Below are 17,247 nucleotides of genomic sequence, written 5' to 3' on the forward strand. Positions count from 1 at the left end.
GTATTGTATGGCTTCGCGTAAACTCATTAACGTTCTTCTACACGTGATTTAAGATTTTCCTGCTCCCCAAGTTGTTGATTTTGTACCACATAAACATATGACAGGTTTCTGAAATCAGTGGCGAGGCCCAGTACTATGTTGTAAAAAGTCTGATTTGGATGTACGGTCACACTTTCAACTTTTCCGACCATGATTCCCGGAGGGAACACAGAGTTCTGATCAGAAGTGACAGCGGAATCACCTTTGAAAACCTTTGTATACTTGGATACGTCTATCAGATCGATGAAATTGGGATCTTTGCCTGACCATTTGGCATACCCGATTTCCTTACTCCTGATCAATTTGGTAGATACCATAAACTGCGAATGCAGAATGGAGGTGATGACGGAATAATTTTCCGAGCAGAATCGGACTTTCCCCACGACACCTGTCGCCGAAATAACGCCCATGCCAGGTTTGACACCATCTGCCGTTCCCTTGTCGATGGTTAAAACGTTATTGGCTTTGTTGGTCTCGTTATCAACTACCTTGGCCACCTGGTAAGTAAAACGGGAAGCGAACAAGGAGTCGGGAACATAACCTGCGGGGGCATTTACTGGTTTGCTCTGGCTCAGAGACGTGACCAATGCGTGGAGCCTGGCATTTTCAGTCGCCAGATCAGCATTAATTTCGTCAAGCTTTGTGTAGGCCCTGGCAGAATTTGATAGTGACAGCGTTTTTGCAATATAATAGTTGGAGGTATTGAAATAGGTAGCTCCCCAATAAGAATTGCTACGCACGATCAGCCAGACACTGAGCACTTCCAGCAGGACAAATACCAAAAAGAAACGATTCCGGACAGCGAAATCAACGAGTTGGAGCATGGGCTTAAATGTTCACACGCAGTTCATCAACCGGCGCACGATGCGCAAAAATATAAAATTTTTTCGGGCGCCGCGCGCTAATTGATGAACTGTGAACGATCCAATACTACGAAATCAGTACGGGCTTGTATAATTCAAGATTTTTAAGGACTTCGCCGGTTCCTTTCACAACAGCCTTTAGAGGATCATCGGCGATGTGTACCGGCAATTTGGTTTTTTGAGCGATACGTCTGTCCAGACCATGGATCAGGGCCCCGCCGCCAGTAAGGTAAATACCGTTCTTAAAAATATCCGCCGAAAGTTCAGGAGGGGAGATTTCCAGTGCTTTCATGACGCCTTCTTCGATTTTTGAAATGGATTTATCCAGCGAATAGGCAATCTCACTGTATGTCACACGGATTTCTTTCGGGATACCTGTCATAAGATCCCGTCCGCGGATCTGGTAGTCGTCAAGGGGAATTTCCAGTTCAGGAGAAGCTGAGCCGATTGCCATTTTTATCAATTCGGCCGAACGCTCACCAATCAAAAGGTTATGTTCACGCCGCATATAGTCTACTATGTCTCTTGTAAAAACATCACCGGCAATACGGACAGATTGTTCGCAGACAATTCCGGATAGTGCAATGACAGCGATTTCAGTGGTACCCCCGCCAATATCGACGATCATGACACCATTTGGCTGGGTAATATCTATACCGATCCCAATTGCTGCGGCTATGGGTTCGTGTACCATATAAACCTCCTTTGCCCCGGCATGCTCACATGAATCTTTTACCGCACGCTTTTCAACCTCTGTAATACCCGACGGAATACAAACCACCATGCGGTGGGATGGTGTGAAAAAACGGCTTCCGGTATCGATCATTTTGATCATCCCGCGGATCATCATTTCCGCCGCTGTAAAGTCAGCAATTACACCATCTTTTAAAGGCCGGATTGTTTTGATATTTTCATTGGTTTTCTCGTGCATTTGCATAGCTGTGTGACCAATCGCAAGTACCTTACCAGTGGTTTTGTCCATGGCGATAATCGAAGGTTCATCAACAACTACTGTATCTTTATGGATGATGAGAGTATTGGCCGTGCCCAAATCTATCGCTATATCGCTAGTCAAAAAATCAAACAATCCCATATATTTTATTAAAATTTTCGCTCACTTTGATTTCAGGTTGGCAAAATTACAGATAATTACCCACAAACAAAGGCATTTAAAAAATTTAGCAAATGGGTTACATGAATGCCAAAAATAGCTCAGGAGGGTATGTTTGGAATGTAATTTATAAAACCTGTGTACATTTGTTTTTACTATGGGAATCAGATCACTTCTAAGTGAGCCGTTGGCTCTGTTCATTATAAAACAACAGCAGGATTGGATTGCGCGCAGCATTGAAGTGCAGCATAAATGGATGAAAAAGCTGGTGAAAAAAGCCGAAAACACCCAGTTCGGTAAAGACCACTTTTTCAGGGACATACATTCCTATGATGATTTTAAGGAGGCTGTTCCGGTCAGTGACTATGAAGACCTGAAAGAATATATTGCCCGGATAAAAACAGGGGAAAACGATATTCTCTGGCCTGGAAAACCGCTCTATTTTGCCAAAACGTCAGGTACGACATCCGGCACCAAATACATTCCTATTTCAACGGATTCTATTTCAAATCACATCGATTCGGCCCGGAACGCTATTCTCAGCTATGTTGCCGAGACTGGCAAGTCCGGATTTCTGGATAAAAAACTGATTTTTCTTTCCGGCAGCCCGGTACTGACAGAAACCGGCGGGGTACTGACAGGGCGGCTGTCAGGTATTTCCAATCATCATGTTCCTGCGTATCTGCGTGCGAACCAGATGCCGAGCTATGAGACCAATTGCATTGAAGACTGGGAAACAAAGCTGGATAAAATCATTGATGAGACGCTCGATCAGCCGATGTCCCTGATCTCGGGAATCCCTCCCTGGGTTCAGATGTATTTTGATAAAATCACGGAACGGACCGGGAAGAAGATCAAAGACGTTTTTCCTGATTTTTCTTTGTTTATATATGGCGGGGTAAACTTCGAACCTTACCGCGCCAAGCTTTTTGAATCTATCGGAAAGCGTATCGATTCCATTGAATTGTACCCTGCTTCCGAGGGCTTTTTTGCGTACCAGGATTCTCAGAAAGAAGAAGGGATGCTGCTGTTGCTGAATACCGGCATTTTTTATGAATTTATTCCAATAGAGCATTTTTTTGATGAAAATCCCAGGAGACTATCAATCGGAGAAGTAGAGGTTGGACGTAATTATGCTGTGATCGTTAACAACAACGCCGGATTGTGGGGTTACTCCCTCGGAGATACGATTAAGTTCGTTTCTACCAATCCATACAGAATCCTTGTAACGGGCAGGATCAAGCATTTTATTTCTGCTTTCGGAGAGCACGTAATCGGAGAGGAAATAGAAAATGCGCTGCGTTATGCTATGGAACGCCACCCGGAAGTAGAGGTGACGGAATTTACGGTTGCGCCAATGGTAAATTCGGATCAGGGCGGACTTCCTTATCATGAATGGCTGGTGGAATTTGGAAACCCACCCCGGGATAACGACCGGTTTATCCAGGATATCGACGACCGGCTCACAGAGCTCAATATCTATTATAAAGATTTGATCAAAGGAAACATCCTGCGTCGCCTGGAACTGGTTCCGTTAAGAAAAAATGCTTTTATCGACTACATGAGAGCCAATGGAAAACTGGGTGGCCAGAACAAAGTCCCCAGGCTGTCCAACGACCGCAAGATTGCCGATGAGCTAATCAAAATTAATAAGTCCTAGCTGGCTGATTTGAGAACAGTATGAAGAAAAGAATAGCAATTTTAGGATCAACAGGCTCCATCGGCACACAGGCGCTCGAAGTGATTGATGCGAATCCAGATATTTTTGGCGTGGCAGTGCTTACTGCCCGTGACAATGCGGATTTGTTAATTCAACAGGCTATTCAATTCCGACCGAAAGAAGTGGTTATCGGCAATGAAAAGCTTTTTGATAAAGTCGATGCTGCCCTGTCTTCCTATTCCATTCAAGTTTATTCAGGAGATTCAGCACTGGTTTCGGTTGTTGAAGCAGAGGACATTGACATGGTGCTTACTGCGATGGTAGGCTATGCGGGGCTACTGCCGACTATTCATGCAATTAAGGCGGGAAAGGACATTGCGCTGGCAAACAAGGAAACACTTGTTGTGGCAGGCGAATTGATCACCAGTCTTGCCAAACAACACGAGGTTAATATATATCCCGTTGATTCTGAGCACTCGGCGATCTTCCAGTGCCTGGCTGGTGAGGGGGATAACCCTATTGAAAAAATTATCCTTACCGCTTCCGGCGGGCCTTTCCGGGGAAAAGACAGGGCCTTTCTGGCGGACGTTACCAAGCAGCAGGCGCTGAAGCATCCCAACTGGAGCATGGGCGCTAAAATCACGATCGATTCCGCTACCTTGATGAATAAAGGTCTGGAGGTGATAGAGGCGAAATGGCTCTTTGATCTGCGGGCGGAGCAGATTGATGTGATCGTTCATCCCCAAAGTATCGTTCATTCGCTGGTACAGTTTGAGGACGGAAGCATTAAAGCACAAATGGGCCTGCCTGATATGAAGTTGCCGATCCAGTATGCCATGCATTATCCTTTCCGGCTTAAATCTTCTTTCCCAAGGTTTAATTTTATTGACTACCCTTCCCTTACTTTTGAGAAACCTGATCTGGATACATTTCAAAACCTTGCTATCGCCTACCAGGTTTTGGAAAAAGGCGGAAATGCCGCATGTATCGTGAATGCTGCCAATGAAATCGCCGTCGAAGCTTTTCTTCAGGATAAAATCGGCTTTCTTGGCATATCTGACGTCATTGTGGAAAGCCTTGCCAAAATCGAGTATATCGGAAACCCTACTTACTCCGACTATGTTCAAACAAATGAGGCGACAAGGCGTTTTGCTTCTGAAATGATCCAGGTAAAAGTTTAAATGAAAACCACTTTGCTAAAATACTTGTCCGTAGCGCTTGCCAGTACGCTTAAATTTTTCGGAGGACCGATAACCGGCGTGATCCTTAAACTTACCTGGCTTGAAACTGCTCTATGCTCGGCTGTGGGGATGATGTTCAGTGTGTTATTGCTTACTTATGTAGGAGGAGGGGTTCAGGCGCTGATTAAAAAATATCGAAAATCGCCGCCCAAAAAATTCAGTAAGACCAACCGGATCGCGGTTAACATCTGGAAGAAATTCGGGATCATAGGAATAGCTTTTCTCACACCACCTTTGTTTACCCCTCTGTTCGGACCTATTCTGGCGGTTGCATTTCGTGTTCCGCGGCCCTCGATTTTCTTATGGATGTCGGCGAGCGCGCTGATATGGGGGCTGGCGATTTCTTACATTGCCCACAAAATGACGTTTATCCAGGAATGGATCCGCTGATCTCACCGGCTGACTTCTTTCTTCGGGGCCAGGTCTTTTTTCATAAAATCACCTTGCGAGAAGTATTTTTCAATGAGGCAGTACATTAATATAAAAAAGTACCTGCTGCCCATCTCTTTGATTTTCAGCTTCGACTCCCCGTATTTGCGGTTGGTCCAGCTATTGGGAACGACCGCATAATTATAACCACGCACCATAGCTTTGAGAGGCAACTCAATAGTAAGATTGAAATGCGGGGCCAGAAACGGTTTGATGCCATCTATGGTTTCCCTTTTATACAGTTTGAAAGCATTCGTAGTATCATTGTATTTGATGCCCATCACAATACGTACTATGAAATTGGCAACTCTGTTGATGACTTTTTTCAAAGCAGGATAGTCGATTACCTTACCTCCTTTTTCCCACCGTGAGCCAAAAACGCAGTCATAGTCGCCATCCACCATTTTGAAATAATACTTCACCAGATCTTCCGGATCGTCGGACATATCGGCCATAAAAACGGCGACACAATCTCCTTTAAACCGCTCCAATCCGTATCTTACCGCGTAACCAAATCCATTTGGGCCGGGATTGGTATAATAAACCAATGTTGGAATTTGTAGCGAAAGTTCATCCAGTACCCTCAGTGTGCCGTCTTTTGAATTATCGTTTGTAACACAGATTTCGTGAGGGATATTGTATTTATTTAATGTAGCGTGTAGAGATGTGAGAGTATGGGTAATCGATTCCTCCTCGTTATAGGCTGGTATTACAACGCTTAGCTTCATATTATGAAAAATGTTAAACAGTACAAATTAAAGATTATTAATTCGATCTGCCAATTTTTTCCAATTGCGAGAGTTGATCATCGTATTTGGCCAATGTCTTTGAGATTGTCCCATGATATCTGTTTTCAAGCCATTTGTCCACGTTTTCAAACATCTGTTTTCTGTTCTCCAAAAACGATATATTAGTCACCGCGTGCACATTGCTCAATCCCGCGCTATGTTTTCTGTAAACGCCCATAGTTTCCGGCAGGTATCCGATTTTTCCGCGCGCAGCCAGCTGTATCATAATCGCCCAGTCGCCAGCGGCTGCATTTGCATGCCAGTCTGCGAAGTCATTTGTCAAAAAATAATTGCGGTAAAGCCAGCTCGCGGTTGCCATAAACCAGCTGTCTTCCAGCAGATCTTCAATGGTGGAAGTTAATTTTTGATCTGGGTTATTGAAAAAATGGCTGGCAGATCCATCCTCGTAAATAACCTCCATATTATGATGACAGATGGCAAAGTCAGGATTTGCGTCCAGAAAATCGACCTGTTTCTGAAGTTTGAAAGGATCCGTCCAATAGTCATCGCCCTCGCACATCGCAACGTATTCACCTTTGCAGGCTTTCAGAAGAGAAAGCACATTGTTGCGGCCCGCAAATTCCCTGGGTTCCTTTGGTCCGAGATTTTCTTCGTGCAGATATGCACGGATTCGTCCAGGGTTTGTTGCAACATATTCCCGGATAATCGCCTGCGTATTGTCAGTGGAAGCATCGTCGCCGATCACAATTTCGAATGGAAAATTGGTCTGCTGCATCAGTGCACCGTCGAGCATCTGAGCAATATATTTTTCATGATTATAAGCGGGTACACAGACGGATACTTTCATAATAAAAAATAACCTTGATCTCCTGTCAGAAACCAAGGTTGTTAAAAGGTCTATATCAAAAATTTAACTAAAAACTTCATTCAGCTGCGCAACCGTAGGGAAATCCGGCGTTACCAGTTCCGTTTCGGGTTTGTAAATATAGGCCATCGGGTAACCTCTTTCTATAAAGGTCGGTTCGTCCAGGTTGTTATACCTCAGCTGTACCGACCAGCGGATATTACGGGTAATGTTGTTGCCGGATTGGTGTATCAAAAAGGCAGAGAAAATAAGAATATCGCCCACCTGAAATTCTGTCTGGACAAAGTCCTCTTCCTTTAATGTAGTGGTAATTCCGCCCTGATAGCCCGACGTAGAAGACGCCTGCAATCCGGTTTTATGACTGCCCGGAATCACCTGCAAAGCACCTATGTCAGCTCCTGCATCGACCATCGGGAACCAGATCACCGCACTGTCCAGGGAGCCCTGACCTGTGCGCCAGTCCTGGTGCGCGTCCAGTTTCCAGTGCTTGCTGCCATCTTTGGATAAAAAGCGGCTGTTAAACTGCATAGCAGCACGAGCACCAATAATAGGATTCGATAAACCAACTTCTTTCAGCAGATTTTCGATTTTCGGATCAAGTCCCAGACGGTGCAATGAAAAAGCATGCTGCACGGTTTTTCCGGTATTGACAAAAGCATTAAAATCCTTCTCGAAAAATTCGAACATCGCGTTTTCAAATGCGTCGCGGTCATCGATATCGACAGATTTTCCCGTCACATGCCTGATTTGAACTGCGAAGATCTTCCGCGCTTCCGTATAAATATGATTGACTACTTCCTTATCGAGGAAATTTTTTAAAAGAATATAACCGTCCCTGTTAAATTGCTCTTGTAGCGTGCTCATTGTTGGATCACATTTGTGATGTTTAAATTAAAGAGGTTAAAATTTCAATTTCATGCCAGGTAATCGATAGTCTGCTGAGATTGAATTTGTAAACGATTGATTCTCAAATTTAAAGTTCTTTTGATATAAAAATAATGACTTTAAGCAGTCTGTATCGGAACATTAATCTTCCCAAACTGCATAGGCAAATCCGGCAGCACCGAACCCGTTACCGTTATAGAGCAAATATTTTTTCCCGTTGTGTTCGTAATAATTGGCATAATCGATCATCTCGTAGTCAAAATCTTCCGGATTTTCTGATTTTGCAATACCTACCAGATTATCTTTCCGCTCCCAGTTCGTACCGTCTACCGACTCTGCATAACCCAAACGGTAGCTTTGGTTGCGGTCGGTGCGGTAGTCTCTTGTATGACGGTAGGAATAATACATCTTGTAAATCCCATTTTCCTTGAAAACACTTGGCCGACCGACTGCATGTAAAAAATCGTCGAAATCGAGGGTAGGAATATCGCTGATCTCCCAATGAATTCCGTCTTTTGAAGTTGCCGATTGTCCGCGGTAATAAGGTTCGGGATAGTCGTGAATGTATTCGCATTTGTGGCCTGAAATGTACCACATGCGCCAGGTTCCGTCTTCCTCCCGGATAACCGAAGGCTGCGCAGCCCAGAGCGGGTTCTGGATGCTGCGGTCCATAATTGGGCCGACAAACATTTTTTTGAAGGACAATCCTCCATCGTGGCTAACCGCCAGTCCCATCGAAAGCCGGTAAGAATTCCAGGTACGGTTCCAGCCGGTGTAATAGAGCCAGATATCACCGTTGGGCATATCCACAAACCAGGAAGGCATAGCGCCCGTTTCGTCATATTCACCCGGCCCGCCGAGTTCCAGAACGGGCTTGTCGTGTATGTAAAGTATCTTTTTGGGATCGTCGTAATCCACGTCCAGAAACGTTGGCCTAGACTGGCCGCTGGCATCGCGTGAAGAAAAATAGATACGAAGAAAATCTTTATGCTTGTATGCAAACGGAACCTGCGCATGAGAAAGGCTGTGCGGCAAACTTCCGTCTGGCTTATATATAACTCCTTTTTTAACCCACATGGATCAACTGTTAAATCTTAAAAAACTGTGAAACAAATACCTAGTCTACTGCTTTTTCAGCCCGTAAACGCCAGGTATCCACGAAATCCTTGCCAGGTATCGGCAGGTCTATATCCACTTCGGGAGCTTTGGCAGTAACCCGGTATTCCATCACATAAAATGCATTGCCAAAAACATAATGCAGTTTGAAATTCTCGATATTGGCCGGCACGTCTTCGATAGGAACCTCCGCACGGAAAAGCGGGTTCGCCTTTAACAAAGTAGCATAAGTAGGTGTGTTCCGAAGCCATGGGGCCACACTTTCGTCCCCGACCACCACTTTTCCGCCCGGCTTAACAACCCGGGTCAGTTCATTAAAAGCCCTTTTGCGTTCGGAAAAGGTATTGATTCCGCCAAAATGGAAGACAGCATCAAAGGTATCATCAGGAAAAGGAAGGTAAGAGCCGTTTCCAAGGAAGTAATGAACATTCACATCTTCAATGGAAAGCTTTTCCTGCGCAAGCTTAAGCATATTGGGAGATAAATCAGAAAGAACTGCAGTTCCGCCGGGGCGCACTTTATCCAGAATCAAAGCAGAATCTTTGCCTGTGCCTGCCCCTACTTCAAGCGCCTTCATGCCAGCTTTCAACTCCATCAGGTCAATGAAAAAACGTCGGGTTGCAGCTTCATCAGAATGGTTCAGGGTTTCGAAGACCCAGGAAACACCTCTGTCGTAACGAAGGAATGCCTGGTCGTACAAATATTGTTCACGGGCATCTTCCGGAAGTAATTCTTTGGGATAAAGCATATTAACAATCCCGGTATCGCCGATGTTGTAAATAGTGCCGTCTTCGCTGACAAGTGACTTGCCATCTTCTGCTAATGTTAGTGCGGTTCCTGTAAGCGGGCAAACCAACGATTCTAAAAATTCCTTTTGATTCATTTGTGCTTTGCTGATTGATTTATCTGGTCAAAATTACCTTTTTTCCTGATAACAACATTCAATGCATAGTGCCTTCTTGGACGAAGCACGGGGATATTGTCTTTGTGATTTGGCTGTTTGGCGCCACTTATTTCTTTGTACCTTTGGAGAAATTGTATTCATTATCATCTGAAAAGAACGATTTCCACCACATGTCTCAGCTGCAAGAAAAGATAAAAGCACTCGCTAAGGATCAGTCGGAAGATATCATTGCTCACCGTCGTCATCTGCACATTAACCCTGAACTTTCATTTGAAGAGTTTAAAACCGCCAAATATGTAGCAGCTGAGCTTACGGCAATAGGGCTTCGGCCCGAAGAAGGCATTGCAGGAACAGGGGTAGTAGCATTGATAGAGGGAAAAAATCCGGGCAAAAGAGTGGTGGGATTGCGTGCTGATATGGATGCATTACCTATTTTTGAAGCCAACGAAGTTCCATATAAATCCAAATTCCCCGGTGTGATGCATGCCTGCGGACATGATGTGCATACCTCATCCCTATTGGGAACGGCACGTATCCTGCACCAGCTGAAAGACGAATTTGAGGGTACTGTGAAGTTGGTTTTTCAGCCTGCGGAGGAAAAGGCGCCCGGCGGAGCATCGTTAATGATCAAGGAAGGCGTACTGGAAAACCCAAGACCTGCGAGTATGGTTGGCCAGCACGTGGCACCTAATATTCCGGTCGGCAAAATCGGTTTCCGTGAAGGGATGTATATGGCCAGCACCGATGAACTTTATCTGACAGTGAAAGGAAGAGGCGGGCACGCTGCGGCTCCCCATCAATTGATAGACCCGGTACTGATCGCTTCGCATATCATTGTTTCTTTGCAGCAAATCATCAGCAGAAACCGCAATCCGGCCAATCCGGCGGTACTTTCTTTTGGCAGGTTTATCGCAGACGGCGTTACCAATGTAATTCCGAATGAAGTAACCATTCAGGGAACGTGGCGTTGTATGGATGAAGAATGGCGGGAAGATGGTTTAAAAAGAATGAAAAAAATGGCGGAAGGAATTGCAGAAGCAATGGGCGGAAGCTGTGTTTTTGAGATTGTTAAAGGTTATCCGTTCCTCAAAAATCACCCGGAACTCACCAGGCGGACAAGATCAGCCGCCACAGAATATATGGGGGCAGAAAATGTCATTGATCTCGACCTTTGGATGGCCGGGGAAGATTTTGCCTTTTACTCTCAGGTAGTAGATTCCTGTTTTTACAGACTGGGAACCCGGAACGAAGAAAGAGGGATTATCTCCGGTGTACATACCCCCACTTTCGACGTAGATGAGAGTTCACTGGAAATTTCCACCGGATTAATGAGCTGGCTCGCAATTGCCGAGCTCAATGCTTAGGGATATATCTCTTGAAAAAACTATTGACTTTCAGGCTGATCACACCAAAGATCGCTTCTTTGAAAATGCCACGTGACATTTTGGAAGCACCTTTTGTACGGTCGGTAAAGATGATCGGAACTTCAACAATATTAAAGCCGTATTTCCAGGAATCGAATTTCATTTCAATTTGAAAGGCATATCCGATAAAACGTACATTGTCCAGATTGATGGTCTTTAAAACTTTGCTGGTGTAGCAGATGAAACCTGCCGTCGGGTCCATGATTTTCATACCGGTGATCATCCGAACGTAGTAACCAGCGAAGTAGGACATCAATACCCTGTTAATGGGCCAGTTAACCACATTTACACCAGTAATGTACCGGGAGCCGATCGCCATATCATGGCCGCCTTCCGCACATGCGCTGCGCAGCCGGACGAGATCTTCCGGCGGGTGTGAAAAATCAGCGTCCATTTCAAAAATATATTCATAGCCCCGGCCAAGTGCCCACTTGAAACCATGGATATAGGCTGTACCAAGGCCAAGCTTGCCCTTTCTTTCGATAAGGTGCAGTGATCCTTCAAATTCAGGGAGTAATTTTTTTACCACTGCAGCGGTACCATCGGGAGATCCGTCATCAATGATCAATACGTCAAATGCGCTTTCCAGGCTAAATACTTTTCGTATTATGGCTTCAACATTTTCAATCTCGTTGTAGGTGGGGATGACTACAATACTGCTATTCACAATTAATAAAGGTTAAGGTTAAAAGTGTGATATAGAGTGGATTCAAAGGTTCAGAGCTTAATATTATTGCTTTTCTCTCTCAACTCAATTTTCTTGTTTACTTTTTCATAAATCTGGGTCATCTGCTGTGGATGAGTCATATAATAGGAATAACTCTCCCTGTAAGCGAGCGTGTCAACTTTATGCTTTTTCCAGATCTCGCTCTTGAGTTTGTTGAAAATCATGAGGGAAGAATCAAGTGATCTCAGCTGCAATTTGTTTACCCGTGCTTCTGCCAGATGAATGTCTGTCAGAATTGTAACCATCTGATCCTGTGAAAGCGTATTTTTCGGAGCTTTTTCCTCATTTGCACAGCCGGAAAACTGCACGGTAACAGTCAGAAAAAGGATTAATCCGCTTAGGAAATTCTTGGCCGGACGCATCATAACTCTCAAAATGCCTATCTTTGTTTAGATTCACTGCACAACAAAGGTGGTAATTTTTTCGCAAAACTTATGTTCGAACAATTTCTGGGAAAACTTAGAAAGTATGAAATCCGGATGCGAAAAGCGGTTACCAGTGAACGCCACGGAAACTTCCACTCTGTTTTCAAAGGATCAGGTCTTGAGTTTGATGATCTGCGGCTTTACCAGTACGGCGACGATGTGAGAGCTATCGACTGGAATACTTCCGCCAAGGGTCACGGGACTTTTATCAAGATTTTCAAAGAAGATAAAGAACAGACCGCTTTTTTCATGCTGGATGTGAGTGCATCCCAGCAGGTAGGAGAAGTGCAGCGGCTCAAAATCGATATTGCCAAGGAGATTTGCGGAGTGCTCACTCTATCTGCGATTCAGGAAGCTTCGCGGGTCGGGCTCCTTTGTTTTTCAGACCGCAACGAACGGTACATCCGGCCTTCTGATGGCATGAAACATGGATATAGCGTAATTTCCGAACTTTACAAACTGGTGCCGGAGTCTACTAAAACCAATATTGCGGATGCGATTTTAGTTACATTAAATGTCCTGAAACGGAGGAGCCTGATTTTTCTGATCTCTGATTTTATCGATAATAATTACCATCACAACCTCAAAGCGCTCGCAAGAAAGCACGATCTGATCGTAATACACCTGTACGATTCCAGGGAGGTAAATCTGCCCGGACTTGGCATTATCCCGCTTTTTGATGCGGAAAAGCAGACTACGGTTTGGGTTAACACTTCATCCCGGCGCTACAAAGAGGAAATGGCCAGCAGGTTCGGGAAAAGAAGTTCCGAACTGCAGAAACTCTGTCATCAAAATCGGGCGGACTATATTTCTATCAACACGCAGGAAGATTATGTACCTGCCCTCATCCATTTATTCAAAGTCAGGCGTTACACAAAAGGTGGGACACCGTCTTCATAAAATGGCAGCAATATCAGCATTTATACATGGTTTTTCCCGGTTAAGCCGGATTGCAAAATTTTGTTCGAATCTTCCGCGGCTTTTTGCTTTCGGAATGTTGGTCTTGGGTATTTGCATACCAGGTAAAGGGCTTGGCCAGGATATTAAACCAGTAGGGGTTTTCCTGACCGACAGCGTTGAGGTTGGGAAACCTCTTTACTTTTCATTGAGCTACCTGCATAAGCCCGGTAAAGAGATATTCTTCCCGGATTCATCCTTTGATTTTTCGCCCTTTGAGATAATTTCACAAAAAAACTTTGTTTCCCGTACTGACGAAAAAGGCAGTTTGGACAGCGCAGTTTATCATCTGGTATCCTTCGATGTATCTCCGGTCCAGTCGCTAAAAATGCCGGTTTATGTATTTGGGAAAAAGGATTGTACTGCGGTTTTTACAGCTCCGGATTCGGTTTTTTTGGTCAAAAGCAACATCCTGGGTGTTGGAAAGGAATCTATTTTACAGGCTGAAACCGGCTTGCTGCCACTTAGCACAGAATTCAATTTCTCTGTCATGATAGGGACCATCGCGCTGATCATTGGCGGCGTGGGAAGTATCTATTGGGTTTTTGGCCAGGATATATACAAGCAATGGCAGTTGATCAAATTGCAGCGCAGGCACCTCGAATATATCCGGTCATTCAATCGGCTCATGCGTAATGCCCGCGACCGGAATAATATCAAGGATGCGGAAAAAGCGATCATTGTCTGGAAAAATTACCTGGAAAGGCTGGAAAAGAAACCTTTTGCGACTTACACTACACGGGAAATCGTGGATAATATGCCGGACGAAGCGTTAGCCGAGGCATTGAAAAATATGGACGGGATCATTTATGGTCAGGTTAAATCGAATAAAATGGATGTTTCGCTGGAGGTGCTGAAAACCGGTGCTACCAAGATTTACAGAAGTAAAAGAAAGTATATTCTCGACAGCCCTATGAACTGAATATGGAAAAATGGTTTTCTTTAAAGTGGTTCGGATATGATGTGCTGAAGTCATATGAATGGGTGTATCCCTACTTTTTATATTTGTTGCCTTTTGTACCGTTGTTGTTTTGGATACGTAATGCACTGCACAGGAAGCACAAGCAAAGGCTGGTCATTACCTACAATCCGGTACGCGGTACTGCTGATTTACTCACATTGTTACGTTTCGTGCAGCCGATAGCTGTCGGCCTTGGTATTTGTCTGATTTTGGTTGCATTGGCCCGCCCTCAGATTATATCAGAACGCACAGATCGGTTTTCCGAAGGAATTGATATCATGCTGTTGCTCGATATTTCTGACTCGATGATGGAAAAAGATCTCAATCCAAACCGTCTTGAAGCGGCAAAAAAGGTGGCACGACAGTTTATCAAAGGCAGACTGCAGGATCGGATAGGCTTGATTATTTTTGCAGGAGAAGCAGTGTCTCTTTGCCCGCTTACTACGGATTATGAGCTTCTTTACGGCTTCCTAAATGAAATCAATCCAAGCATGATCCCGACGGCCGGCACCGCCATCGGCAGTGCGATCGCGGTAGCGGTAAACCGTATGCGGGAAACCGATGGCGAAAGCAAAGTAGCGATACTGATCAGTGACGGAGATAATACCTCTGGTAATTTAGGCCCTACAACATCTGCTCAGCTTGCCAATGCGTTTGGAGTTAAGGTTTATACGATTTCAGTCGGACGGCCCAAGGTCGTCTCAAAAACAGATACAATCAGTATTTCCAGTGCACTGGTGGACGAAGGTGAGCTTAAAAATATCGCCGGATTGGGGAATGGTAAGTATTTTCGTGCATCGGATAATAATGCACTTGAAAGTGTGTTCAAACAAATAGATCAACTTGAAAAGGTAAAATCCAGAGATGTATTGTCACGGGATGTGAGCGATTTTTACCGGATTTACCTTTATTGGGCGGTATTTTTCCTGCTTATTGCAATCGGAACGAAAAGTACATTTATGGCTAATATTTTAGAAGACTAATGCTTAAATCATATTATAACCTTAATGCTATTGAAGCCGGACTGGACGAAGTGGGAAGAGGATGTCTTGCGGGACCGGTTGTCGCAGCAGCGGTCATATTACCGCGGGACTACCGGCATTCGTTCCTGAATGATTCAAAACAGCTGAGCAAGCTGCAAAGGCAGGAGCTGGAGCGTGAAATCATCAGAGAATCCCTATCATGGGCGGTCGCCGAAGTAGATAATTCTGAAATTGATAAAATCAATATTCTCAAAGCCAGCTTTCTGGCCATGCACCGGGCTGTAGATAAGCTCAGGATGAAACCGGAGCATTTGTTAGTGGACGGAAACCGTTTCACACCTTATCCTATGATCCCGCATACCTGCATCATCAAGGGTGACGCGCACTATCTTTCCATTGCGGCGGCTTCTGTTCTCGCAAAAAATTACCGTGACGAGCTCATGAGCAGATTGTCAAGCCAGTTTCCTCACTATGGCTGGGAGCATAATGTCGGATATCCGACCATTCATCACCGCAAAGCAATTGGCCTGCACGGGCCATGCAGCTACCACCGGATGACTTTTAAGCTGTTAAAAGAAGATCTTCAGTCTGCGGAGGAGGCAGAAACTCAGGATTTGGGTTTCTTGTAAAGCGGCACGGTGCTGCACGGTTCTCCAAACATCAGACTCTGGACGATCGGTTTAAGCAGGCGGGTGATTTCAACGTAAGCTGAAACAGGTACCGGAACCTTGCTGCATCCTTTCACGACAACCCGCTTATCCCGAAATTCTTCCAGGTTAATTTTATGAATAGCGTCCGAAAACAGCTTGTCTTCCAGCATATTAAGTCCTCCGAAGACAATAGCATTAGCATAACGTTCCAGGTGAACGGCCAGCAGCATATAGGCCCATGTTGGTACAATGGCATCTTCTGAACAGATGATCGCCACATTCTTTCCTTGATACTGACTCCAGTCATGAGTTTTCAGAAACTCCCTAAAATCTTTTTCACGGAGGATCATGCCTTGCCATAAATTATCTTTTATATCGTAAATCAGCCGTTCTCCCGGGTGATAAAGCTCCTCAAGATCCAGGGAAACGATGCCGCTGGTTGCTACCCGATTTACGATTTCCTGTGTTGTTTCCATTAGTATGAAGTTATTTGCACCTGCATGACAACACTGAAAAAGGACAGTTTAGTTTTCGATCTGCATATAAAAACGTCAAGTGGTTAAATTTTGCTTGCGTGGAGGCGGTGACATAAAGTCTTTGAGATAGTAAGGCTCAAATGAAGATACGTTTTCAAATTGATTGTTCCTAAACGCATTGACAGCAAGTTCTCCCACGGTTTTGGCGCTCGGGCGAATTTCGGAATCGGGGAAAACTGCATTGGGGTGATCTGCCAGTAAAGGCTTGCATTTGGCTGCTCCGTCACCAAAAAATACGATTTTATTATCTTTTAGCAGATCTGTGAAAGAATCTTCTTTCATGATAATGGCCTGTGTAGGCCAGACAAATGCATTCCGATCATCAAAAACAGCAGCGTACACTTCCATTCTCCGGGCATCGATCATCGGACAAAGTAAATGTCCGTTGAAAAACGGATTGATTTGTAAGGACATTGCCTCAAGTGTATTAATGGCGATCAAAGGTTTGTCCAAGGCATAACAAAGCCCTTTCGCGGTAGAAACTCCAACACGTAAACCCGTATATGAACCCGGTCCTTTTGCAATGGCTATTGCGTCAATATCTGACAACGCATATCCTGCGTGTTCTATCGAGGTTTTGATAAGTGTAGTAAGCATGGCCGAGGACGATCGGTCCGTGTAGAGATCGTAGCCTGCAAGCATCCCGGAATCCGTGTGCACTGAAACTGAACAGCCCCGGGTTGAGGTATCAATACTTAAAATGAGCATAAATAAGAAAGTCC

19 protein-coding genes are annotated in these 17,247 nt (G+C 44.7%); 8 read left to right on the forward strand and 11 right to left on the reverse strand.

Features of this window, described 5'->3' with window-relative positions:
- Nucleotides 1-26 precede the first annotated feature (26 nt).
- Nucleotides 27-863 carry a rod shape-determining protein MreC gene (mreC, locus tag FBF61_RS16775; RefSeq protein WP_138479310.1) on the reverse strand — a complete coding sequence of 279 codons (837 nt, stop codon included), beginning with the start codon at nt 861-863 and terminating at the stop codon, nt 27-29.
- Nucleotides 864-969: 106 nt separating this feature from the next.
- Complete coding sequence (locus FBF61_RS16780; protein WP_019946014.1) at nt 970-1,995, reverse strand: rod shape-determining protein; 1,026 nt, start codon at nt 1,993-1,995, stop codon at nt 970-972.
- Nucleotides 1,996-2,170: 175 nt separating this feature from the next.
- On the opposite strand from FBF61_RS16780, the gene FBF61_RS16785 reads away from it, so the two are divergent.
- Genes FBF61_RS16785 through FBF61_RS16795 form a run of 3 tightly spaced genes read left to right on the forward strand, consistent with a single transcriptional unit; the run spans nt 2,171 to nt 5,304 of the window.
- On the forward strand, nt 2,171-3,673 hold the full coding sequence (locus tag FBF61_RS16785; RefSeq protein ID WP_138479312.1) for a GH3 auxin-responsive promoter family protein: 1,503 nt from the start codon (nt 2,171-2,173) through the stop codon (nt 3,671-3,673).
- A gap of 20 nt (nt 3,674-3,693) precedes the next feature.
- Nucleotides 3,694-4,854 carry a 1-deoxy-D-xylulose-5-phosphate reductoisomerase gene (locus tag FBF61_RS16790; protein WP_138479315.1) on the forward strand — a complete coding sequence of 387 codons (1,161 nt, stop codon included), beginning with the start codon at nt 3,694-3,696 and terminating at the stop codon, nt 4,852-4,854.
- On the forward strand, nt 4,855-5,304 hold the full coding sequence (locus FBF61_RS16795; protein ID WP_138479317.1) for a hypothetical protein: 450 nt from the start codon (nt 4,855-4,857) through the stop codon (nt 5,302-5,304). It begins immediately after the preceding gene.
- A 2-nt stretch (nt 5,305-5,306) separates the two neighbouring features.
- On the opposite strand, the gene FBF61_RS16800 is transcribed toward FBF61_RS16795, so the two are convergent.
- The 5 genes from FBF61_RS16800 to FBF61_RS16820 all read right to left on the reverse strand — a co-directional run bounded on the left by FBF61_RS16800 (nt 5,307) and on the right by FBF61_RS16820 (nt 9,841).
- Nucleotides 5,307-6,071, reverse strand: coding sequence for a glycosyltransferase family 2 protein (locus FBF61_RS16800; RefSeq protein WP_138479319.1), 765 nt, complete (start codon nt 6,069-6,071; stop codon nt 5,307-5,309).
- A 37-nt stretch (nt 6,072-6,108) separates the two neighbouring features.
- Complete coding sequence (locus tag FBF61_RS16805; RefSeq protein ID WP_138479321.1) at nt 6,109-6,939, reverse strand: glycosyltransferase family 2 protein; 831 nt, start codon at nt 6,937-6,939, stop codon at nt 6,109-6,111.
- 63 nt (nt 6,940-7,002) lie between these two features.
- A complete protein-coding gene (locus FBF61_RS16810; protein WP_138479323.1) occupies nt 7,003-7,821 on the reverse strand; it encodes a phytanoyl-CoA dioxygenase family protein in 819 nt (272 codons plus the stop codon).
- A 162-nt stretch (nt 7,822-7,983) separates the two neighbouring features.
- Entirely contained in the window at nt 7,984-8,919 is a 936-nt protein-coding gene (locus FBF61_RS16815; RefSeq protein ID WP_138479325.1) for a glycoside hydrolase family protein, read from the reverse strand.
- 40 nt (nt 8,920-8,959) lie between these two features.
- The gene (locus FBF61_RS16820; RefSeq protein ID WP_138479328.1) at nt 8,960-9,841 is read right to left on the reverse strand and encodes a class I SAM-dependent methyltransferase; all 882 of its coding nucleotides are present in this window, start codon (nt 9,839-9,841) and stop codon (nt 8,960-8,962) included.
- Nucleotides 9,842-10,032: 191 nt separating this feature from the next.
- Between FBF61_RS16820 and FBF61_RS16825 the strand changes: the two genes are divergently transcribed.
- A complete protein-coding gene (locus tag FBF61_RS16825; RefSeq protein ID WP_138479331.1) occupies nt 10,033-11,226 on the forward strand; it encodes a M20 metallopeptidase family protein in 1,194 nt (397 codons plus the stop codon).
- On the opposite strand, the gene FBF61_RS16830 is transcribed toward FBF61_RS16825, so the two are convergent.
- Together FBF61_RS16830 and FBF61_RS16835 are read right to left on the reverse strand one after the other, a co-directional pair.
- Nucleotides 11,216-11,953: a polyprenol monophosphomannose synthase gene (locus FBF61_RS16830; protein WP_138479333.1), complete on the reverse strand. Its 738-nt coding sequence runs from the start codon at nt 11,951-11,953 to the stop codon at nt 11,216-11,218. The two genes, FBF61_RS16825 and FBF61_RS16830, sit on opposite strands and share 11 nt — an antisense overlap.
- 50 nt (nt 11,954-12,003) lie before the next feature.
- Nucleotides 12,004-12,378, reverse strand: a complete 375-nt coding sequence (locus FBF61_RS16835; RefSeq protein WP_229215138.1) for a DUF4296 domain-containing protein — start codon at nt 12,376-12,378, stop codon at nt 12,004-12,006.
- 69 nt (nt 12,379-12,447) lie between these two features.
- Between FBF61_RS16835 and FBF61_RS16840 the strand changes: the two genes are divergently transcribed.
- Genes FBF61_RS16840 through rnhB form a run of 4 tightly spaced genes read left to right on the forward strand, consistent with a single transcriptional unit; the run spans nt 12,448 to nt 15,968 of the window.
- Complete coding sequence (locus FBF61_RS16840) at nt 12,448-13,338, forward strand: DUF58 domain-containing protein (protein ID WP_138479335.1); 891 nt, start codon at nt 12,448-12,450, stop codon at nt 13,336-13,338.
- Between the two features lies 1 nt (nt 13,339).
- On the forward strand, nt 13,340-14,317 hold the full coding sequence (locus FBF61_RS16845; RefSeq protein ID WP_229215093.1) for a hypothetical protein: 978 nt from the start codon (nt 13,340-13,342) through the stop codon (nt 14,315-14,317).
- 2 nt (nt 14,318-14,319) lie between these two features.
- Nucleotides 14,320-15,339 carry a VWA domain-containing protein gene (locus FBF61_RS16850; RefSeq protein ID WP_138479337.1) on the forward strand — a complete coding sequence of 340 codons (1,020 nt, stop codon included), beginning with the start codon at nt 14,320-14,322 and terminating at the stop codon, nt 15,337-15,339.
- Nucleotides 15,339-15,968 carry a ribonuclease HII gene (rnhB, locus tag FBF61_RS16855; protein WP_138479339.1) on the forward strand — a complete coding sequence of 210 codons (630 nt, stop codon included), beginning with the start codon at nt 15,339-15,341 and terminating at the stop codon, nt 15,966-15,968. The genes FBF61_RS16850 and rnhB overlap by 1 nt, the downstream gene beginning before the upstream one ends.
- Here rnhB and FBF61_RS16860 read toward each other — a convergent pair.
- Entirely contained in the window at nt 15,947-16,465 is a 519-nt protein-coding gene (locus FBF61_RS16860) for a DUF2480 family protein (RefSeq protein WP_138479341.1), read from the reverse strand. The two genes, rnhB and FBF61_RS16860, sit on opposite strands and share 22 nt — an antisense overlap.
- A gap of 75 nt (nt 16,466-16,540) precedes the next feature.
- Nucleotides 16,541-17,233, reverse strand: a complete 693-nt coding sequence (tsaB, locus tag FBF61_RS16865; protein ID WP_138479343.1) for a tRNA (adenosine(37)-N6)-threonylcarbamoyltransferase complex dimerization subunit type 1 TsaB — start codon at nt 17,231-17,233, stop codon at nt 16,541-16,543.
- Between the last annotated feature and the right edge of the window lie 14 nt (nt 17,234-17,247).

It is taken from the genome of Dyadobacter bucti, assembly GCF_005869225.1.
Lineage (GTDB): Bacteria > Bacteroidota > Bacteroidia > Cytophagales > Spirosomataceae > Dyadobacter > Dyadobacter bucti.